The following is a 23,877-nucleotide window of genomic DNA, read 5'->3' on the forward strand; positions in this document are numbered from 1 at the left end:
TAATACAAACCCAAAATAAAACAATATCTATTTGGGGTTTATATTACATTTTGTTTTTATAAATAAGGAGCTATTTCTGCCAATGCAGCATTATTTGTTCCATCATATACTTTAACAACATTCACTCTAAAATAGCGCGCCTTTACAACTTCTTCTAATGGTTTATCTTGTGCCTCTGCATTTTCAGTTCTCTCCAAGGTAAATTCACCTAAAGAAGTCCAGCTTGAATTATCCTCACTAATATCAATAGACAAAATCTCAATATTTCTAGAAAACGATTTTCTTTGTACAAAATTAAATCCGCTAATATCTCGAGATTCTAACATATCAATCACAAAAGAATGAGGAGGCACTGCTGTACAACCATTCCAGCAGGTATGCCAAAATGTATCTGGGTCTCCATCTATAGTATTAAATACTCTACCATTACCAGCTCCTTCTCCATCGTTGTCTTCCTGACTTGTAAAATCCACCACTGTCCAACCAGCCGTATTTAAAGGTACTGGTGGTAATTTAAGATCTGTATCTGTTATAAGTATTTGGTCAGGCTCGCATGACTGAATTCCAAACAAAGTTACTATTACAATGAAAGAAACAATTGCCAGTGTTATTTTTTTTCTAATTATTAAGGATTTTTTCATATTATTTTGATTTAGTTTTTCGTAGGAAAATTAGTAGTCTTCTAAAATTTTATAGGTTAATCGTTTTGTATTAAAGAAGGTTGTAATAATATTTGTTGTTCTGGAATAAACTCTATAATAACCTTTGATGTATGCTCAATTTCAAAGAACGGATTCGAATTGTTAAGATGCGTACCTGGATATCTCCTATCCATAGTTCTTTCATTTCTATATACGTCAAATTTTCGATGCCCTTCAAAAGCCAATTCCAACCTACGCTCGTCCAACACCACATCCAACACAGTTTTACCAACTGGAAGTGAAGTTGAACTATACTCAGGCACATTTGCTCTGGCTCTTAATCTATTGATGTTATCTAAAGCCAACTGATCAGCTCCTTGTTTAGCTAAAGCTTCGGCTTTATTTAAATACATCTCTGCCAAACGAGATACTGTTGGAGACCATAAATGTAAATCATTCTCTTGCTGAGAGGCTTTTAAAATAAAAAACTTAGGATGTCCATTCCTTTTGTCTATGTCAAAATCGAAAGTTACATCTTGCCTTCCATTTGGTCCGTTAAAATAGTAGATTGTTCTCCCATTAACATCTTCAGATTGTAGCGCATAATTACTTCCATCATAATCAAAAGTTATAGCTCCTCCACTATCTGTGGTTCTAGCAAATTCATATGCATACCCATCTTGATCGCTACCATCTACCCAATAGATTGCTGGTATTCTTTGTCCATTATCGTCCTCTAAATATTGTGGCTCTATAAAGCTTCCTCTTAAATCTCCTTGATCTTTATTTAATAATTCAAGATATGTTTGAGACGCATACATTTCACCCCAACCAACACCATCAATGGTAGCATAAAAAGATCCTATGGTAAACCAATCTTCTGTTCCAGGGATATCAATATCTTTAGTCAACGTAACTGAAAATATAGCTTCATCATTTTCTGCAGGAGCTAAGGTATTCATAACAGAAAATTGACCACTTGGCAATAAAGAGTATTGACCTGAATTAATTACTTTATCAGCATATTCGATAGCCTTGGCATTGTCGCCCATATATAAATATACTCTCGACAATAAAGCTTGTGCCGCCTCCTTAGAAGCAAACGATGGGCCTTTATTTTCATTCATCAATTCTTCTGCTTTCAACAAATCTGCAAGCACTTGATCATAGACCTCACCAACAGTATTTCTATCTGGTATATCATCTAAATCTGTTGTTAATTTCAAGGGAATTGATAAATTGGAAGTTCCTTGGTTATAAGGTCTTCCAAAAACATTGCCCATTTGAAAATATACTAGTCCACGTATATAGTAGTTTTCCCCTAATACTTGGTTAGCTTCATCTGTACCTTCTTCTAATAATTCTAACACTGTATTGGCACCAATAACAGCTTTATAAGAATTTCTCCAAAACCGATCATTTCTACTATTATTAGGTACTCTTTGATAGTTGTAAAAAAAGTATAATGGATCGGTTGTTCCACCGCTAATCATTACGTTGTCTCCTGAATATTCAGACATCCTATGTAGGTCATCAGACCATCCATCATAACCTTTATCACCTTTTAAAAACAAATAGTTTCCTAATGTGGCAGCTTGTGCGGCGCCAGGGTCTGCAAACAAATCTTCGGCTGCAACCTCAGTAAAAGGTCCTCTATCCAAATCACATGAGATTGCCATCAAAGTGATGAATAATAATATTGAATATTTTAATTTTTTCATAATTATATTATTTTTATTTAAAAAGAAAAGTTAAGCCCTAAGACAAAACGTCTGGGAACAGGATACCCAAGACTAGTATTACCTATAATAGTTGTACCATTACTATTATCGTTAATGGTTGGATCTACTCCTGTAAATTTTGTTAAGGTCAATAAATTATCTCCAGAAACATATATATTAGCGCCAGATATGCCTACTTTATTAATTATAGATTCTGGTAAATCATAAGAAAATCTCACATTATTTAACCTCAAATAACTACCATCTTCTAAATAACGTGTTGAAACCCGATTACTTCCTCCATGTCCACCTTGTTTTACCTCTGGATGTGTAGCTATATCTCCTGGTTGTTGCCATCGAGTCCAACCATCAGGTAATGCCATTTGATTAAACTGTACATAGAATCCATCAGAGTCGAATAAATTTCTTGAGTTATTGTATAACTGACCTCCATACGCAAAACTCCAATTTGAACTTAATGTAAAGTTTTTATATCTGATATTGGTAAAGAAACCGCCCGTAAAATCATGAAGTGCTGAACCTGCCGTTTGCAATGTGGCACTACTATACTCAAAAGTTGTAGATTTTGTACCATCCTCATTAACCACTTCATAAACTGGCTTTCCATTTTCAGGATGAACTCCAAGCCATTTTCTCATACGAAAAGTACCAAACTCTTCGCCTTCTCTAATTACAGTATTTCCACTTCCTATAATGTCTGTGCCATCTGGAAGTTTAGTAACTTCATTATTATTAAAACTAATATTAAATCCAGTACTGAAAGTAAAATTATCTTGATTTACAATATCTGCTGAAACTCCAATTTCTATACCTTTATTTACCACCGATCCGATGTTATCATATCGCCCAGTAAAACCAGATAAATCTGGTAATCCTCTAAAAAATAACAAATCAGAACTTTCCTTATTATAATAATCAATTGTTACATCTACAGCATTAAAAAATGTGGCATCTAAACCAATATTTGATTCTGTAATTTTTTCCCAAGATATGTCTGGTGTTCCCAATCGATTAGGTCTAGCGGCTAAACTACCTGCATATTGAAACTGAACATCATAGGTTGTTAAAAAGGCAAAACCACCTATTAGGTTACCCACTGAACCATAGCTTCCTCTTAACTTTAAAACATTTATGTTGTCGGAGTTAAAGAAATCTTCTTTATGTATGTTCCAACCCGCAGCGGCTGAGAAGAACGTACCGTAACGATATTCAGGATCGAAAGCAGAAGATCCATCTACTCTTACAGAGCCTTTTACAAAATATTTACTTTTATAATCGTAATCTGCTGATACTAAAAATGACTGCTGCGCAGACTCACCTGCATTCCCATCTATTTGTTGGGGTTCTAGCGCTACATTTTGAACTTCTCCATTCACTAAAATATTTTGAGATGTAGCTCTAAAGTTTCTTTGTTCAAAATCATTATATTCATAGGCTGCTAATACATTAACCGAATGATTTTCATTAAAGGTATTCGAATATTTCAACATTTGGTTTGTAAATCTATTTATGCCTCTGTAGTTATAATCTGAAATAGAACCCTTTATAGCCCTGCCTGCATTAGATCTTGGATCGGTATACGTTAAGCTTTCTGAATGCCCCCATCTAAAGTTGTTTGTAGATAGGAATGTTAGATTGGGTAGCAATTTGTATTCAAAATCAAAACTTGCAAATAAATCGAACGACCGAGAATCACTATAATTCCATTGACGATCAAAAAAGAAGTTTCTCTTATCTCTACCCAACCAATCGTCCCCTTGAGATTGATTGGCATTTACAACAGATCCATCTTCTGCAAATGGCAAATCCCATGGCATATTCAAATAAGCTTCGTATAAGGATGCTTGATTTTGTCTTTCTCTTCTATCGTAAACGAAAAAAAGTTTTGGCTTAATAGTTAATTTATCTGTTATGTTATAATCTAAATTAAGACGAAAATTATATCTATCGAGATCATTTCCAATTACTGTAGACTCTTCACTATAATAACCTGAAGATATTAATAAGTTGTGTGTTTCTGTAGCAGAAGTAAACCTTATGGAAGCATCTCTAACAAATCCATCTCGAGTAGCACCATTAACCCAATCGTAATTTCTGTTCAATAAATCTTCTGTAAACCATCCGTTATTATTTCCTAACTTGGTGTGAAAGTCATATAATTGCTGAGAATTCATGATATCGAAATTTCCGATATTAAATTGGTTAATAGCTGTTTTTACAAAGACTTCTATTTTAGGTTTTTCTCCTACAATTCCTCCTTTTGTAGTTACAATTATTACACCATTTGCTCCTCTGTTACCATATAAAGCTGTTGCTGAAGCGTCTTTTAAAACAGACAAACTAGCTACGTCATTTGGATTTAGCTTAGGATCAGAATTACCAATAATAACGCCATCTACAACCCATAATGGCTGGTTATTTCCATTACTTATGGATGATCGTCCTCTAATAAGTATAGAGGGTGAAGATCCAGGTGCACCACTACTAGGTAAAATTTGAACACCTGCTACTTTACCTTGTAACATGGTTGCTACTTCAGGAACAGTTACATCCATTAATTTCTCTGATTTAATGTTCACAACAGAAGATGTTACTGTTTCTTTCTTTTGAGTTCCATAAGCTACTATGATGATTTCATCAAGTTGACTTACATCTTCTCTTAGTACTACTAAAATTTTTGTTTGGTTACTTACCGTAATCTCTTTAGCTTCATATCCTAAAGATGAAATACTCAAAACAGTTCCTGAGCTTACAGTAAGTTTTAATTTTCCATCAAAACCTGTAACTCCTCCTTTTGTTGTTCCCTTAATAGAAACACTTACACCTGGTATAGGTTCACTTACTTGATCTACCACTGTAATAGTGATAGGGTTCTTTTGAGCATATGTAAATGCTGAAAAGAGAAGCAGTATCATAAAAAATGCAGTATTTTTTTTCATATAAAATTGATTTAATTGATTGATTTAAAATTTATCTTTAATCCAGTTATAAGGTTTTCTCTTTATCCAATTTCCTCTTGTAAAGTCTGGAAAATCTTGTGCATCTCCATTGTTTTCTATAGATACTTCTGACAAGGGTGTTACGGCACTCCATGCTGCTGCGTCATAAGCATCCATTGGTGGTGCACTATTTTCTTTTGCCGATTCTATAAAGGCGTTGAGTACAAAAAAGTCAATTCCTCCATGACCTGCTTCTGTGGCAGAATTTCCATATTTTTTCCATAATGGATGGTCGTATTTTTGAAACCAAGACTCCATACCTTCCCATTCGTGCGCTTTGGTCTTTCCTTCTATATGTATTCTTTGGGTATGATAATCGAATTCTGATATCCCCTGAGATCCTTGCACCTCAAAACCTAATGAGTAAGGTCTTGGCGAGTTTACATCATGGGTAACAATAATAGTTTCTCCATTAGCAGTTTCTATGGTAGATGTAATAATGTCTCCTTGTTTCCATTTCAACTTTGCATTCGGATGATTTTTTCCTCCATTTTCTACAATATACTTATTCAATCCAACGGCTTTTGTGGAATTAGAACTAATAGAGACAAAACGATTTCCTCTATTTATATCTGCCATCGTTGCAACGGGTCCTAAACCATGTGTAGGGTACACATCTGCATTTCTTAAAAGCGAATGTTGTGTTCTCCAGGCCGCCTCAGATGTTCCTTTTTCGCCAAATTCAACACCACCACCATACGCTTGCTTCCCATTATTAAATTTTACATGTCTTAAATCGTGTTTATAACCACATCTAAAGTGTAGCAAATCGCCAAAAACGTCTTGCTTTACCATGTTTAAAACTGCCAAAACATCTCTACGATAATTTACATTTTCTAATATCATTAAATGAGAACCAGTCGCTTCGTGTGTATTTACCAAGTCCCAACATTCCTCCATCGTATTTGCAGCAGATACTTCTAAACCCGTATATTTACCAGCTTTCATAGTATCTACCGCCATTTTGGTATGCCATAACCATGGCGTAGAAATTACCACAGCATCTACATCTTCTAGATCCAATAAATTCCTGTAGTCATAAGAGTCTTTTCCGAAAATTTTAGGTGCTTTAAAATTTGCTTTTTTAATCTTATCAAGAGAAATTTGTATTCTGCTCGAATCGATATCACAAATTGCAATTATTTCAACATCTTTTCTGTTTAACGCATTGTTAAGGTGATTCATACCTCTTAAACCAACACCAATAAAAGCCAATTTTAAGATTTCCTTCTTTTTGCTTTTATTTAAATTGATACCATAAGATAGATTTGGTAAAAGAGAAATTCCTGCTGAGACTAAAGCAGATTTCTTAATGAACGATCTTCTTGAATTTGATTCCATTAAAATATTTTGAAATTAGTATGCTACAAAAATGTCATTTATGTAAATAGGAGATAGGGCTGCTTTTAAGCAAAAGAGGTGGTATTAACTGTCAATTTTGTTTTACTGACCAATATTTACACCTTTTTGAATAATTTAGTATACATTCAAATAAACTTGAGGAGAATGAATAATAGAAAAAGCAATATATTTATAAAGTTATTTAACATTGAATTAGATATAACTTATGGGGCGTCATATACTGAAAATATCAACAATTATATTTTTTATTTTTTTTAAAAATTTTTTATTTGCACAAGAGAGCACAAAAATTAAATACATAAACCCCACTTTTAATAATAAAATAGTTGCTGTAAGTAGTATTTCTAAAGATTTAATTGGAAATGTTTGGATGGCGAATTCTTTGGGAATTTTAAAATATAATGGTTATTCCTACACATTAATTAAAAATATAGAAGTATTTCCAAAAATTTCTAAGTCAGACAGAATCTATAATTTGTATTCTGATAGGTCTGATAATATTTGGGTTTTAACCTATGATGGTTTAGTTGCCAAATATGATGTTAGAAAAGGAATATTTGTTCCAATTTATAATTTATTTAATGAAAAGGTAAGCGTTCTTAAACCTATTAAAAACGGTGTCATATTAGGAACTCATACTGGCAAAATTTATAATTACATTAATGAGGAAATTCAATTAATTTGTACAATTCCTAATATTAATGGTTCTGAAAAGAGAATTATTAGTTTAGAATCTGACAATTCATCTGAATTTTACATTACAGATTCATCAGGAAAACTTTTTAGTTACTCCAAGAAAACAAAAATTTTAGACCAACTAGTTGAGGGGTTTATGAGCTTTCCAAGCCATATAGTTTTACAAATGGATGACTTTAATAGACTTTGGATTGGTACTGAAACTCAGGGTTTTTACATTTATGATACTATAGCAAAAAGGTTTGTTCAAAAATCCTTTTTAAAAGGAGATATTCAAAAATTAGACAAAGAAATTATCATTAGCATTTTTAAAGATAGCTTTGGTTTTATTTGGGCAGGAACAGATGGTGGAGGTCTTTATAAAATGGATTCGAAATCTGGTTTTGTAAAAGTTTATAAACACATCAACTCCAATAAATATACATTAGGTAGCAACACCATTTTAAATATTTCTGAAGATCTAAATTATAACATTTGGATTGTTTGTAATTATCAAATTGTAAATGTACTACCAAAAACAAATTCTACTGTTAAACATATAAGTGGTTCTGCAGATAAAACAATCACTAAAATTTTAAGTCTTTATAAGAGTAAAAAAGGCACGTTGTGGGTAGGAACAGATGGTAATGGTTTAACTCAAATAGAAAATAATAAACGCTCTAAACAATATTTTAATGATGTAAAAAATAACTTTTATGTACAATCTATAATTGAAGATGACTTTGGTAACATTTGGTTTGGTACTTATAGAAATGGACTTTGGAAGTATAATGTGAATTCAAAATCTTTTAATAAAATTCCGATAAAAAATCAGCAAAATCAATCTGCAGGTGACATACGCGTCTTATATAAAGACTCTAAAGACAGAATATGGGTAGGATCAAATATTTCTTTGAATGTATATGATAAAAGCGAAAAATTATTGGCTAGTTTTAACAATAATGAAAACGGTCTAAATGGTTTAAATATAGAAAGCATCATAGAAGACCACAATAAGAACTTATGGTTTGGACAATATTATGGCGGTTTATTTAAGTTTGAGGAAAAAAGCAATTTACAGAATTCTGATTTTGTAAATTTTAAATATGAGTCAGAAAAAGAATACCTTCAGGTAATAGATATGGCTCTCGGAAAAGAGAATGAGCTGTGGCTTATTAATGAAACATTTAATTTAGTATTGTTCAATATAGAAACAAAAAAGTTTAAAAATTTTAATGACTTATACCCAAATAAAGCATTGAATTTCACAGCTATAATTTCATTAGATTCAGAAAATTTTTGGTTGAGTTCCTTAGAAGGAGTACATCATTTTAATTCCAAAAGGAATACAATAATTTCTTACAATTCTACAGATGGTTTTCAAGAAAATAGATACTTCTTCAGAAGTAAATTAAAAAGTAATGGAAATATTTATTTTGGAGGTGCAGATGGAATTAACTACTTCAATCCGTTAAAACTTGAAAAAATAGTTGCTAACCCCAAATTATCAATATCTAATATTAATATACTAAACAAACCCGCAAAATACATTATTCCAAAACAAATAACTTCCTTTAATTACGATTTTGAAGAGATAAACCTCAAGAAAGAACAATCATCCTTTTCTGTAAAATTTGCAGCAATTGATAATATATTATATCCTAATTTTCTGTATTCATATCGATTAAAAGGTTTTGAAAATTCTTGGAAACATACTTATTCTGAGGGATTAGCGACTTATACAAACATACCAGATGGTAACTATACATTAGAGATTGAAGCAAAAGAGATCAATCAGGCTTCCGAAATACTTAAGAGAAATATTGAAATAAATATTTTACCACCACTTTGGAAAACTTGGTGGGCTTTTTTAATTTATTTTCTCTTATTTTCTCTACTACTTTTTTTAGTCTTTAAATGGTATGTTTTAAGGAAAAAGTTTCTAATAAATAGAATTAGTAGGCGAAAAGAAAAGCAACTGCATATAGAAAAGATGAACTTTTTTACAAAAATGTCTCACGAAATTCAAACGCCAATTACGTTAATAACTGGACCTATTGAGGACATGCTAAAACGTGCAGAAATAAATGGAAATTTACTTTTAAAAGAGCGTTTAAATATTATAAGAAACAATGCAATTCGATTGTCTAGAATTGCAAAAGAGTTAACTTTTGTAAAAAATAGAGATCTCAAAAAATTAAAATTATCAGTTACTGAAAACGATTTGCACGGACATATACACAGCATTTGTTTGTCTTTTAAGGAGTTTGCTAGAAGTAAAAAGATAGACTTCTTGGTAAACTGTCCAAAAAATTTGGGGAATGCTTGGTATGACAAAGAGAAAGTTGAACACATCCTATATAATATTTTAGGAAATGCATTTAAGTTTACTCCTTTAGAGGGAAATATTCAGTTGAACGTAAAACCTGTAAATGAAAAACAGTATGTAAAAATTTCTATTTCAGATTCAGGCATTGGAATTTCTAAAAATGAATTGGAAGATATTTTCAAACTATTTTACAGATCTAAAAATACAAAAAAAACAAAAGGATCTGGTATTGGGCTAGCTTTAACAAAAGAGTTAATTGATTTACATAAAGGAAATATAAAAGTAAAAAGTTCTAAATCTGAAGGAACCACTTTTACCATAAAGATCCCTATTTTAGAAGAAAAATATACAGATGATGAAAAAATAATATCTAGCAAAACAGAAACAGAGTTCCGTGAGAATAAAGAAACAGCCAAAACATCAGCAAAAAAAGCCCTAGTTGATAGTAACAAAAAAACAATTTTGATTGTTGAAGACAACTTCGAATTACAAAATTTTATAAAAGAATTATTATTAGAACACTACAATGTTTTACAAGCAGAAAATGGTAAAGAAGGTTTTTATTATGCAAAAAATAACATTCCAGATTTAATAGTTAGCGATATTATGATGCCCGAAATGGACGGTATTGAACTGTGTGAAGCTCTAGGTAAAGATAATCTAACAAAACACATTCCTGTAATTCTATTAACGGCTAAAAACTCTACACAATCTAAAATTACAGGATTAAAAGCAGGTGCTATTGAGTATTTAAACAAACCCTTTAACACAAATGAACTTTTATTAAAAGTGCAGAATATAATTAGTACAAAAGATTCGATTATCTCTAAATATAGAAAAGAATTAATAAACAGACCTCAAATAAAAATGGAACAATCTCAAGACGAATTGTTTCTTCAAAATTTAAACGAAATCGTAAACGAAAATTTAAATGATGCCAATTTTAAAGTAGACACACTTGCCGAAAAATTAAATATGAGCCATTCTAGTTTGTATAGAAAGTGTTCTAACTTAACGGGGTTAAGTCTTATAGATTACATTCGACAGATGCGATTAAAAAAAGGAGCCATTATTCTCGTAAAGTATGGGTACAATATTTCTGAAGTAGCTTATATGGTTGGTTTTAACAATCCTAAGTATTTTTCTAAAAGTTTTAAATCTCAGTTTGGTTTGAGTCCGAAAGAGTTTAAAACTAATGCAACAGCTTCAGAAAATATTGAATTATTTTTTGAAAAAAATAACATTGATTTTACAAATTTTAATGAAGCTTAATTTTTTATTGTATAAATTCTAAAGCTTTTTCAACTTCAGAAACTGGAAGTTTACAAGCTTTATTAACACAGACATAAATTAGCGTTTTAGAAGGATTGTACCTATTTTCTAACAGAGGTAATTTGTTCTCTTTTAAACTACCAGCAATCAATTTATTGGGTATGTAGTATTTATTGAATTCTTTAACTTTTATAAGAGCCTCTTGCCCAACGATTGCTATTTCGTAATAAGGATTTGTAAAATTCATCATTAAATCTAGCCAATTAGAAAAAGAAGAGGGATATTTTTCTATTTCTGGTTTTACATTATTCAACATCGTAATTGCCGTTTCGCTATACTTTCTATTATCGAAATAATGAGATAATTTAAAAAGATTTTTTGCCATTATTGAATTGCTAGAAGAAATCACATTGTCTCTATACTCAACACTTTTTGTTACCAAAGAAGTGTCTTTATTAGAAGTAAAAAAGAACATCTTATTGGTAGTGTCAAAAAAATGATGCATTGTATATTCAGATAAGTTATGGGCATTCGTAAGCCATTTTTCATGTAACGTATTTTCGTATAAACCTATAAAAGCTTCAATAACTGTAGCATAATCCTCTAAATAGCCATTTATAGTACTTTTACCATTCTTATAAGAATGATTTAGACTTCCATCTTTTTTTAATTGTTGGTCTAAAATAAAATTGGCATTCTTTTCAGCCACCTTTAAATAACTCTCATCTTCAAAAACTCGGTACGCATCTACATAAGCCTTTATCATTAATGCGTTCCAAGAAGTAAGTACTTTATCGTCTAACCTAGGTTTGCTTCTCTTATTTCTAGCTTTTGCTAATGTTTTTTTCCATGTTATTTTTTTTCGCTCAAAATCTATACGCTTTAATTTGTTTTCCCTGATGAACGTAGCATCATCTGTATTTCTAATTAAAACGTAATTTTCTCTTTCCCATAATCCATAGGTATTGATGTTGTAATATTTTGCAAATAGTGAATAGTCATTTTGTAATAAATTTTTTAATTCTTTTTGAGTCCAAACATAAAATGCACCTTCTTCTAACTCATTATTAGCTGTATTACTATCGGCATCTAAAGACGAGAAAAATAGCCCTTCATCATTCGTCATATACTTTTCAATAAATGCCAGTGTTTCTAATACTATTTCTTTATAAAGTTTGTTTTGGGTTATTAAATAAGCTTCTGAATATAAGCTTACCATTTGTGCATTGTCATACAGCATTTTCTCAAAATGCGGTATGTGCCATTTTTTATCTGTGGAATATCTAGAAAAACCACCTTCTATTGGATCATATATTCCGCCTTGTGCCATTTTTGTTAATGTTAAATTCACAAAATCTTGTAAATTTTTATCGTTTTTTTGATATGCATATCGCATTAAAAATTGATAATTATTTGGCATCATAAATTTTGGAGATGTATCTAAACCTCCATAAGTAGTGTCAAAATTTCCTGACCATTCTCTAACTACTGATTCTATAAAATCACCCGTGAATTTTGGTTCTTCAGAATTCAGTTGAACAACATCCACAGATTTTATTCCCTTTTGTAGTTTGTCTGCAAATGCTCTTAATTTTTCAGGATTATTTTTATAAAGATCAGAAATCTGTTTTAATATATTTTTCCATTGCTCTTTTTCAAAATAAGTACCTCCCCATATTGGTCTTCCATCTGGCAGAGCAATTACATTTAATGGCCAACCACCTTCACCGTTCATCAATTGAACAGCACCCATATATACTTTGTCTACATCTGGACGTTCTTCTCTATCCACTTTAATATTGATAAAATTTTTATTCATTACTTGGGCAACAATACTGTCTTTAAAACTTTCTTCCTCCATAACATGGCACCAGTGGCAAGAAGCATAACCGATACTAATTAGTAATAGTTTGTCATTCGATTTTGCTTTCGTTAAAGTTTCAATATTCCAAGCATTCCAATTGACAGGATTATGTGCATGCTGTAACAAGTACGGGCTCGTTTCATCTATCAAGTCATTAGTATACAGATATGTATCAGATTTAATGTTGGATTTTTTACAACTGATAAAGAAAATTAAAAGTATAAGACAAAGAGTTTTTTTCATTTGTGCACGTGTTTTTGTTTAGAATAGATCAACTAAAACAAAAATAGGGATAATAATTATGGCATAAAGTAGAATTTTTAGGTGGTTATTAATACATACGAAAATTGCATAATTAGTACCCCTTTTTGACCGATTGACAAAATCAATTATCTATATTTTTGAAAACTATAAGCTCTAAATTTTTTATGATGAAAAAAAGAATCTATAAATTTTTCTTGTTCACTTCCATTACCCTTCTAATTTTTAACTGCTCTAAAGGCGATGAAGATTTTTCTAATAATGACCGAGATGTGAAAGAAGAGGTTCCAGAGGAAGAAGAAACTTTTAATTATACTTCTGCTAACAAATATAACTTGAACATTATCTATTTTATTCCTAAAGGTTCAGAAAAAAGGGTAGATGCTCACAGGAGAATAAGTGAAATTTTGTTACAAGGGCAAGAATTCTATAAGAAAAATATGATGCATTACGGTTTTGGGGAAAAGACATTCAGTATGTTGACAGATAATGTAAAGAAAAGAGTAAAAATAACATTTCTAGAAGGAAGTCAAAATGAGTCTGCATACCCATATAATGGTGGTGGAAATATTATGAAAGGAGAAATTGAAAATTATTTCAAAAACAAGTCTTTGAAGATTGAAAGTGATCATTATTTAGTGATTACTCCTGTTGGTGACCCTAAAAATAACGATACCCCTTATTACGGTTTGGGAAAATGGTGTTTTGCTACAGATTATGATGATATGGATATAAAACATCTTGGAGGCAACTCTGACTCAAGTACGCTAGCCACTACCTATATTGGTGGTTTACTGCATGAACTAGGGCATGGTTTAAACTTACCTCACAACAAAGAAAAAGTTTCAGAATTGGCAGATATTAAATACGGTACATGTTTAATGGGAAGTGGTAATTATACGTATGGTAGCAAACCCACTTTTATGTCTGAAGCAAGTTGTGCTATTTTAAATAATAACCAGATTTTTGACAACATAAACAAAAAATACTATACGGGTGCAACAGGATCAATTGAAGATCTGAAAGCAACATATGAACAAGGTAATTTTATAATCTCAGGAAAAATTGAAGCTAATGTTGCTGTAAACAATATTAGCATATACCATGATCCTGCCGATGATAATGCAAATTATGATGCCGTATCATGGTCTACAAAAGTAGCAACAGATAATACTTTTAGCATTTCTATGCCAATTGCAGAACTTCATAAAAAAGGAGATATTCCGTATGTTTTAAGACTCCTTTTAAATCATGTTTCAGGTGATATTACGAACGTATCTTACAGTTATAAATTTTTAAATGGGGAACCTGTTATAGATTTTGGAACTAAAAATTACAAAAGTAGAGATAAATGGACAATTGATTCTTTTAGTTCTGAAGAATACAATGCTTTGGCTATTGAAGCTATTGATAATAATAAAGATACTTTCTGGCATTCTTGTTGGACTGGGACTTGCTCAAGTGCAAGTTATCCACACTTCGTAACTATTGATACACATGAAAATATTACAGTAGAAGGATTTTCTTTCTTACAAAGAAAAACGCTCTCAAGATCTATAAAAGATATTGAAATTCATGTTAGTGATGATAATAAAACCTATAGAAAATTGGGTTCTTATACATTAGAGAATATAAATACTACACAGAACTTTAAAGCAACAGCTTCTTTTAGATATTTTAAATTTAAAGCAATATCTGCTTATGATAAAGATAGGTTTGCAGCATTAGCAGAAGTTTACTGTTTTTAATAAGAATATTTTTAATTTAATAGAAATCAAAAAAACAATTTAATTAAGTTAATCAGTCAGTTGCTACATATTTAACTCTTAAAATAAAAAAATGGAATAATTTGAAAGTCAATATATATTACTTTTAGTAGGTAACCAAGCTGACAATAAAAGAGAAAGACAATTATAAGATGATGTTTTCATTTTAGATGTTGAAAAATATTTTTTAATAACAATCCTTTGGTTAACTGTAATTTTAATACTTCTTTTCTTTTACTTTTATTTTTGTGCTACTCTATCAAATATTTGAATTCTAAAATTAAATGTCTTTATTTTTTTGTATTAATTTTATTTACACTCTTTTATAACTTAAAGTATAAAAAAAGCAAGATATGTACAATACCTGTACTCCACCCCAGTACCTTTAAACCCTTTAAACAAAAGGTATATTAGATATTGTATCGGAAAAGTAACAAAGAAAAAGAAATTCATCAATAATAAAATCTGATATCATACTAATTTCTAAAAGAAAGTAGCAAAAAGTAAAAGCTGCAGTTTTATTTTCTTGTTCCAATCTTGAAATACCATACTTATTTGCTACTTTTTTCCATTCAGATATCACTTTTTGAATTTCTTGAATAACAATGATACCTTCTTCCTTCTCTATTCTAAAATAGGATCAACTTCTAACGCCAAATTAACATCTAACGCATTATCTTCCTCAGAAATATTTAATTTCAAACCAGTTCCTGTTTCAACCGGATTTATATCATAAGCTGGAGATAAAATCCAACATTTAACAGTTAGTTAAAAACCGTGATTTCTTAAATGTTCATATGTATTTGATACACAGATGCTAAAAACTATTCTGCGCCATAATTGTTTTAAATCTTTATCTGGGTTCGCTCCATGTTTTGTAATAAATATACCAACTCTAAATAACTCACTCCAGAAGAACCATCAGCCCCATCTGTGTAGCCTAACAAAGTTATGGCAGAAGGAAAATGGATTCTTTTCCCTCCCATAGTTCTATCAAACCTTTTAGTTAAAAATGTATGTTGATTACTACTAAACTTTCGAGCTTTTGATGCATTCATTATGAAGCCAGATTTTAGAACCAAATCATAAGTTACCATCTCCCATTCGCCAATATCATTTCCATCATTTTTACTTGGAGAGTTAGAATTTGCAGGATACGTTTTGAAAATATAATTCTTAAAAACGATTTTTATGAAATTTAATATCTTTAATCACTTTACCTCTAAATTAAATCAATGTTGACTACAGAAGTGAAAACCTTTAAGACAGAAGTGAAAAATTCGAAGGTTTGGGCAACTTTTAATTTTGAGTTTGTAAATAATTAAAGGTATTCCTATACTAGATAATTGGAATACCTGTGTATATTATTGATGCTATAAAAATAATACTGGCGTAACATTCAGATAAACGTTCGTTTTTAAATTTGTGGTTCTCTTTCAAAAAATTCATGATGAATGAAATACTGCCTCCTTTAAATGAAAAATTGAAAACATTCTCGTTATATGATTATTTAAAGAATGATTTACAGCTAAATTTAAACCATCTTGTTACTGAAATTGAAGTTTCTAAAAATGACTATCTGTACCGTCCTCCAATAATAGAGAATTTTATATATGAAATCGTGGACGGGGCCATGAAACTGGGAAGCTATAAAGAATCGGGAGAAGAATATGTATATGATGTGATTCATTCTGGTGATTTTTTTGGAAATTTAAAATATTTAAACAATCAGTTTTATGAATTTTCAAAACCTCTGATAGATACTCGTATTCGTGTGTATGACTTATCCTTTTTTAAAAGAGTAATCACAGAAAATCCAAAAACTGCAGAATGGTTTATTTCATACCTTGTAAAAAGGTGGTGTGTTGCCGAAAAAAAATTAGGCAAAGTAAACGAAAAAAATACGATTGAGAAGATTCGTTTTTTAAGACATTTTTTTAATGTTTCTGTAAAAGATTCTCAAGGCACACCTTTTATGCTTTACGATTTGCTTACCCAAAAAGACATGGGTGATTTGGTTGGAACCACCCGTCAAACCATTGCGAATGCTTTAAAGAAAAAATCAATCTTTTCTACTTAAAATGCCTGGATATAAAACGCCATTTTTAGCTTCAAAATTCAAGTTCAATAAGCTACTAACTAATGGGGCAATATCTTCCAATCCCATTTTTTCTATGGTTTTTCCTTTTTCTACACCGGCTCCCCAAGCAATAAAACCAGTTTCTATTTGCTGAAAATCTGGAAAATAACCATGGGTGCCGCCACTTCTTGGTTTTAAAATTTCGCCGTTGGTAGAAAAAGACATCGCTATCCCTGGAATTGGCGCTAGCGCTAGAATCGCATTAGGATCTGTACCAATTTTATCCAGCTCATCGCGTTCTACGATTCTGAAAAGTTTTTTATAAGACTCTGGAAGACTTGCTAATTTTTTTCTCACTTTATCTAACGTTTTTTGATCTTTCGGATTTTTCAGCATTAGAAAAGCGGATGCACCAGACGTATGGAAAGCTGCTTTCCAATTTCCGCGGTTTTTCTTATCTTCCATTAATTCTTCTTCTACTAACCATACATTTGGGCTTAATGCAGAATGAATATCTACAAAACCATGGTCTCCTGTAATCATAAAAGTGGTGTTTTCTAAAATTTTAGCACGTGTAGCTGCTTCTATTATTTTTCCAATGGCACGATCTACTGCTGCAATAGCGGTGTATACTTTCGCTCCATTTCTACCCTGTTCATGCTGAAAATGATCTGTTGCTATGAAGTGAAGTGTCATTAAATGAGGTTTATATGTTTCCAATACATAGGCTGCCATTTCACCCGTACGGTCTTCTCTATTTAAATAATCACCATGAAAGGTTTTTTCATTCATCTTCCCTAAAACCGCTTCTTCCATTTCTTTCAGTAATCCTTTCGGATTTTCATGATTTCGCATTGGTACTATACGTCCGTAAGAACGATCTAAAGTCCATACTTCTGGAATATTATAATCTATGGGGGCTCCAACAGACACTGGCCATATAAAACTGGCACTTTTCTTTCCAGCCGCTCTTACAGCATCCCATAAAGTGGGTGTCTTTATAAGATTACTTTCCCAGTACCAACGTCCTGTTTGTCCTTCTGGCTCAAAAGGACTATTGTAATAAATACCATGAGTTGCAGGATAAGCACCGGTAATTATTGTGGTGTGTGAAGGATAGGTAACCGATGGAAATACACCTCGAACGCCCTGTGCATGCACCCCTTCTTTTACCATTGTTTTTAAATTTGGTGTTGGCCATTGTTCTTCTAGATAAAAATTAGGTCGAAAACCATCTACAGAAATAAGGATTACGTGTTCTGAAGTATTTTTTTCTTGAGCATTGATTGTCAAACTCAAGTAGCATGTTATAAAAAATAGGAAATGTATTTTTTTCATAATAATGGATTGTTGTATGTTAAATGTTGCTATTCATAGTAAATAGTTACTTAGTTTTTGTGTTTTTTTGGATTTAAAAATAGTAGGCACATTTTTTAATTAAATGAATATCTTGCTCCAAATTGTAAGCGCCATGGTGTTCCGTTTATAGGTTCTGTACCCGCACCCGTCTGAACGCTATATTCATAACTATTTGTAGTTGGATTAAAACCAGTGATGCGCATAAAATCTAATCTTCTTCCATAATTGTTTGTGCGACCCCATTCCTTATTTAGTAGGTTGGTGAAATTGAATATATCTACAGAAAGTTCCAGCGCATGCTTCGTGTTTTTAGGTTGAAACTTTTTCTGTAGGCGCAAGTCTACAAGGGTTCTAAATGGATTTTTACCCCCATTACGCTCTGCAAAACCACCATAACTGTTTTGTAGATAGGTTTTAAATCCATTGGAAGTTTCAGGATCGTTTAAAATTTCGTTATACCCATCTACGATATCTTGTGGTGTATTGGGATCATTAGGATCAAAAATATATGCCATATCATTTCTCAGATTAAAATCGCCATTAGCAGTTCTATTATCATCTACATGAAAAGAATAGCGCGTACCCCCAGTTCCAATAAGCGTAGCTCCTAAAGTAAATCCTTTCCATGTTGGAGATGCTCCGTTAACGATTAATTTGGTATCAAAATGATTGTCTGAATACCCGTAGTTTAAATCTCTTGGATCCCCTTCAACAGGTAAGAAGGTTGAGGTATTTGCGACACAACAGTTATAAGAAGAGTTGTCTTTTGATCTGTTGAATGTAAAACTAGTATTGACATACCCATCTTTACCCACTTGAGCAGTACCTTCTAAAATTAAGGAAGCATTGTCTAAAATACCATCAGAGGTAAGGAGCAAGGTTCTCCCCACTAAATTAGAGATTCTAGAATTCGTCCAATCGGTTGATCCGTCAGTACCGATGGTGTTTGCAGGTACAAAAACTTCACGACCCTGGGGTGTTGTAAAAAAAGGTTCTTTTACCAGGTTCGCTTCCTGATAGGTATAGTTATTTACTGTATGACTTAAAATCACATTCATCCCTAAGCTATATCGATCTCCGAAAAAGTGCGTGTAATTAAGATTCCCTTTATAAATAGTTGGGACTTCAAAGTCTTTACTGACTGCGTTAATGGTTGAAAAAGGAGTAACACCTGCTGGTACTCCGGGAACGGTAGATGGATCGTTTCTATATCCTTGAAAATCTGGTGTTGGAACCGCTGCGCCTGTAACATCTATGGCTCCTAAAAGGATGCCACTATTTTGAATGTTGTTCACTTGCGCATAATAATGGGGTTGCGAAGTAAATACACCACCTCCTATTTTTAAAATATCCCTATTTTTTCCTTTGATATCCCAAGTTAATTGCAATCTTGGTTGGATGTTATTAAAATCATTGGGTCTTTCGTCTGTTCGGATTCCTAATTCTTGAAATACAACTGGATTATAAGCTGCTGCTTTTGAAAATGAAGTGGCATCCCATCGCAGGCCAGCGACCAAATTAAGATCTGGATGAAGATCAACTGCTACCTGACCAAAAACAGAGAGATCTAAAACGGTCTGTTTTACAATGGGAAGTCCTAATAAGGGCACTTCGCGCGCATATCTAGAAGCATTTAAATTCTCAAAATCATCTAAAGAATCAAAAAAGAATCGACCATTTTGTTCATTAGAAAGCAATGTTTCTAAACTGGTAATCATGGTATCTGTACCTAAAGTAAGATTGAATTTTCCAGCATTGATATAGGTTGTATTGGTAAACTGTAGTTGATTTTCCAAATTGGTCTCAGGCGTAAAACGTTGTCCTCCTAATTGTACACTAAGGCTTCTTGTATTTCCATTAGGAAGTATAGAAGATACTTCTACAATGGCTCTTGGGATATTAGAAGACGGTAATTCGGTATTTGGTGTAAATGCACGTTCTGCATGTTGGTACTGAAGCTTAAACTCATTGGTTACCGTTGGAGAGAACATTGATCGTAAGGATACCATCGTACTATTCTCTTGCGATTCAAAATCGGAATAGGACTCGGCAACTTCAATATTTGAATTATCACTCACACTAAAAGGGTTCTCCCATTTATTATATAAATTTCTTAGTGTAAGCCTATGCTTGTCGTTTATTTGCCAATCTAACCGGATAAATAGATTATTGGCTACGGTTTCTCTACTAAATTGCCCTATTTGTTGTGAGTTGCTAAGCCCATAAGTAGTGCGCCCAATAGTTAAAAAGCGATCTAAATTATCCTGTGTTATTCCCAACCTGTTTTCGTCATCTTCACTTTGAATGTCTGCAATATTTAAGGGTTCTCCGGCATCTTGTCTTTCGTACACTGCAAAAAAGTGCAACTTGTCTTTCACAATAGGACCTCCCAAACTAAATCCATATTGTGAATTGTAAAAGTCGGCGGTGCGTTCTTCTCCTTGAATGTTGTACTTGCTCTGCAAAGCATCTGCTCTATGGTAAAAGAAAACACTCCCCATCAGATCATTTGTTCCTGATTTGGTTACCGCGGTGATGGCACCACCACCTTGTCTTCCTTGCGTTACATTGTAATCATTGGTAGAGACTTCAAATTCGCGTATTGCTTCTTGTGAAATGGTATAAGGCCCACGCCCTATTTCTCCTGCAGTTAAGGTGTTTCTGGCATTTAGTCCATCTATGGTCACATTGGTAGAGGTTCTTCTTTGCCCTCCCAGATTGATACTTCCGCCTCCTTGCAATGGAGATAAACTGGTCAATCGTGTAAAATTTCTACCTTCCGTAGGGAGGTTTTTTATTTGTCCTGCTCCAATCTTAGTAGATGCTCCAATCTGTTCGATTCGTTTTTGAAGACTCTGACTATTTGAAGAAATAATCACCTCTTCTAAAGTTGTGGCAGCTTCTTGCAGCGTAAAATTTACCATAAGTGCATCATTCAGATTCAAGGTAAATCCTTGCTTTACCACATCCTGAAAGCCTAAATACTTCGCGGTTACCCTATAAGGACCTCCTAAGGGCAATTGTAAAATTTTATAGTCTCCATTTTCATTGGTGATGGTACCAGATGTAAACCCTGTAGCTGTATTTTTAACCACCACTGTTGCACCCATTAATAAATTGCCATCAACATCTGTTACTCTACCTTTTACAGATGCATTTGTTGCCTGACCGTAAGACATGTTGAACGATAGGCAAGCCATCGTAAATACGAGTATTATTTTTAATTTCCCTAATTGTTTTGCGTTGTAGAATGCGTAGTTTTTCATCTTCCTATGTTTAGATTGAAGTACAAAACTATCTTAGAAAAATTATAACTCTATGTTAAGTTTTAACATGAACAACAGACTTAACTTTAATTTTAAAGTTTGTTAATATAAGGTGAAATAAGGACGTCTAAGAAAAGGAAATTATTTTACCTTTTAGGAGATATTAGCTATATCTAGAACTCTTATAAAGTCATTAGAGAATCAATATTTATATGAGACCATGTTAATTGTCCATTCGAATGTTCTAACAAGTTTCAACCTAAAATTAATAAATACACTTTGCACATTCCCACTTCTTTCCGTAAAAATGTATTTCGAGCAAAGTGATTGATTGAAAATTTGTGAACATGCCCTAAAAATTACATATATCTTATAATCATACAACTCATGTATCAAGTTAAAACAAATACGGACTAAGTTATAAGGCAAAAAAAAGTAAAGGACAATAGTATCTTTCAATATTGTCTTTTACTTTCTCTAATTTTTTTATCAATTATTCTTTTAGTAACTATCGTTTTATTTACAATTTTATATCATTTTTTTCTATTTAGAAGTTTAGTTGATTTACTGCTCAGGTACCAAACGTATAATTCTGCTTGGTCCTTGCACTGCAATATACATGTAACCATCTGTACCTCTATGTACATCTCGTACCCGGCCAATTTTGTTCAATAACTTTTCATGTCCCACAACTACGTTACCATTCATTTTTAAACGATGTAGGTATTCGAACTTGAGTGAACTCACAAATAAATCATTTTCCCATTTTCCATAAAAATCTCCAGAAGCAAAGGCCATTCCACATGGAGCTATAGAAGGAGTCCAGTAATAAACAGGCTGCTCCATACCATCCTTTTTAGTTATATTTGTAAATGAGGTTCCATCATAATTTACTCCGTAAGAGATTACGGGCCATCCGTAATTTTTTCCTGCTTTCAGAATATTTATTTCATCGCCACCTTGTGGTCCATGTTCACCCTCCCAAAGATCACCAGTTACAGGATGTAAAGTTAAGCCTTGAGGATTACGGGTTCCATAGGTAAATATCGAGCTAATGGCTCCTTGTCTGTTGTAGAAAGGATTGTCATTAGGAATTTTACCATCGTCTTGAATACGGTGAATCTTTCCAAGAGAATTTTCTAGTTTTTGTGGATATTTGTCCCTGTGTCCACGATCACCAACAGAAACGTATAAATATCCTTTTCGGTCAAATAATAATCTGGAGCCAAAATGGCGATCGGTACTTAAATAAGGAAGTGCCGTAAATATTTTTTTTACTTGCGTCAGCTTATTTCCAGAAAGCTTGGCTCTTGCAACTGCAGTCGTTTTTTCAGATACATTATTAGGATTTGCAATAACATAAGATAGATAAACGAACGAATTATTTTTAAAATTAGGATGTACAACTACATCTAACAATCCTCCTTGTCCTTCGGTAACAACTAATGGAACACCACTTATCTCTACCAACTCCTTATTATTCCTAATCAAAAATAGTTTTCCACCAAGTTCTGTTATAAGAAGCTCCCCATTTGGTAATTGTTCAATAGCCCAAGGAATACCAGGTATCTTATCTGTAATAGTCTCTAACCGGAAAGATAGATCATCAGATTTTATTAATCCAGAAAGAGTAGGATTATTTGCCTCTAGCATTTTTTTTGTTTTTCCTTCTATTTCTGAAAGAATGTAGTTCGTTAAATCTTTAAGATCTTCATCGCTAAAAGAAGCATTATATGCTGGCATACCATTCTTTGTATATCCTACTTTTATAGACTTTAGAATTGCTTCAGGTGTGCTACCATATTTCCAACTTCGTTCTACAAAAGACCCGAAATCTTGTCCATGACAACCTCCACAGTGGTTGCGATAATTAAGTACAGCTTTTTTCTTATCCAGAATTTTAAAAATTGAATTAGGCTCTTCTATGGGTGGAATAAAGTCTTGATCTTCAATACTGCAACCAATCATTACAAATATAAGACTCAATAAAATGAGTGTTATAAAAATTTTAAACAGCTTATAAGTGTTTTGAAAACCTAAAGTCGATTTTTTAGCGTAGATTTCTAAAAATGAAAATGGGATTATTGAGTTCATTTGTTTTGTATTAAGAAATTAATTAACATAAATATTTTCGATACAATAATTTAATCTTTATTTTTTCCATTAGAGTAAAAATAGTTGTTAGTCTAGTCTAAATTAAAATTAACTCTATTTATTAATTGACATATAAAAAAACAACTAAACAAATGATAATATAAAAG

11 protein-coding genes and 1 pseudogene are annotated in these 23,877 nt (G+C 32.2%); 3 read left to right on the forward strand and 9 right to left on the reverse strand.

The window, feature by feature from the left end; translation table 11 throughout:
- Positions 1-56 precede the first annotated feature (56 nt).
- From Q0998_RS17045 to Q0998_RS17060, 4 genes are read right to left on the reverse strand one after another with little or no spacing between them, the layout of a single operon-like run.
- Positions 57-641 carry a discoidin domain-containing protein gene (locus Q0998_RS17045; protein ID WP_299672037.1) on the reverse strand — a complete coding sequence of 195 codons (585 nt, stop codon included), beginning with the start codon at positions 639-641 and terminating at the stop codon, positions 57-59.
- Positions 642-697: 56 nt separating this feature from the next.
- Positions 698-2,362 (reverse strand): RagB/SusD family nutrient uptake outer membrane protein, encoded by a 1,665-nt coding sequence (locus Q0998_RS17050; protein WP_299672038.1) that lies wholly within the window; start codon positions 2,360-2,362, stop codon positions 698-700.
- A 17-nt stretch (positions 2,363-2,379) separates the two neighbouring features.
- Positions 2,380-5,322, reverse strand: a complete 2,943-nt coding sequence (locus tag Q0998_RS17055) for a SusC/RagA family TonB-linked outer membrane protein (RefSeq protein WP_299672040.1) — start codon at positions 5,320-5,322, stop codon at positions 2,380-2,382.
- Between the two features lie 24 nt (positions 5,323-5,346).
- Positions 5,347-6,723 carry a Gfo/Idh/MocA family oxidoreductase gene (locus Q0998_RS17060; protein ID WP_299672042.1) on the reverse strand — a complete coding sequence of 459 codons (1,377 nt, stop codon included), beginning with the start codon at positions 6,721-6,723 and terminating at the stop codon, positions 5,347-5,349.
- A 226-nt stretch (positions 6,724-6,949) separates the two neighbouring features.
- Here Q0998_RS17060 and Q0998_RS17065 point away from each other — a divergent pair, with 226 nt between their 5' ends.
- Positions 6,950-11,020, forward strand: a complete 4,071-nt coding sequence (locus Q0998_RS17065) for an ATP-binding protein (protein WP_299672044.1) — start codon at positions 6,950-6,952, stop codon at positions 11,018-11,020.
- A gap of 4 nt (positions 11,021-11,024) precedes the next feature.
- Here Q0998_RS17065 and Q0998_RS17070 read toward each other — a convergent pair whose 3' ends face one another.
- Entirely contained in the window at positions 11,025-13,127 is a 2,103-nt protein-coding gene (locus Q0998_RS17070) for a thioredoxin domain-containing protein (protein WP_299672046.1), read from the reverse strand.
- Between the two features lie 188 nt (positions 13,128-13,315).
- Between Q0998_RS17070 and Q0998_RS17075 the strand changes: the two genes are divergently transcribed.
- Positions 13,316-14,893, forward strand: a complete 1,578-nt coding sequence (locus tag Q0998_RS17075; protein ID WP_299672048.1) for a discoidin domain-containing protein — start codon at positions 13,316-13,318, stop codon at positions 14,891-14,893.
- A 786-nt stretch (positions 14,894-15,679) separates the two neighbouring features.
- On the opposite strand, the pseudogene Q0998_RS17080 reads toward Q0998_RS17075, so the two are convergent.
- A pseudogene (locus Q0998_RS17080) lies at positions 15,680-16,116 on the reverse strand (HipA domain-containing protein).
- Positions 16,117-16,361: 245 nt separating this feature from the next.
- On the opposite strand from Q0998_RS17080, the gene Q0998_RS17085 reads away from it, so the two are divergent.
- Entirely contained in the window at positions 16,362-16,991 is a 630-nt protein-coding gene (locus tag Q0998_RS17085) for a Crp/Fnr family transcriptional regulator (protein WP_299672050.1), read from the forward strand.
- Here Q0998_RS17085 and Q0998_RS17090 read toward each other — a convergent pair.
- From Q0998_RS17090 to Q0998_RS17100, 3 genes are all read right to left on the reverse strand, one after another.
- A complete protein-coding gene (locus Q0998_RS17090) occupies positions 16,974-18,290 on the reverse strand; it encodes an alkaline phosphatase family protein (protein ID WP_299672052.1) in 1,317 nt (438 codons plus the stop codon). The genes Q0998_RS17085 and Q0998_RS17090 overlap by 18 nt on opposite strands.
- 134 nt (positions 18,291-18,424) lie before the next feature.
- A complete protein-coding gene (locus Q0998_RS17095) occupies positions 18,425-21,616 on the reverse strand; it encodes a TonB-dependent receptor (protein WP_299672054.1) in 3,192 nt (1,063 codons plus the stop codon).
- Positions 21,617-22,180: 564 nt separating this feature from the next.
- The gene (locus Q0998_RS17100; protein WP_299672056.1) at positions 22,181-23,710 is read right to left on the reverse strand and encodes a PQQ-dependent sugar dehydrogenase; all 1,530 of its coding nucleotides are present in this window, start codon (positions 23,708-23,710) and stop codon (positions 22,181-22,183) included.
- Positions 23,711-23,877: the final 167 nt, after the last annotated feature.

The sequence above is a fragment of the uncultured Polaribacter sp. genome (assembly GCF_947501385.1).
GTDB lineage: Bacteria > Bacteroidota > Bacteroidia > Flavobacteriales > Flavobacteriaceae > Polaribacter.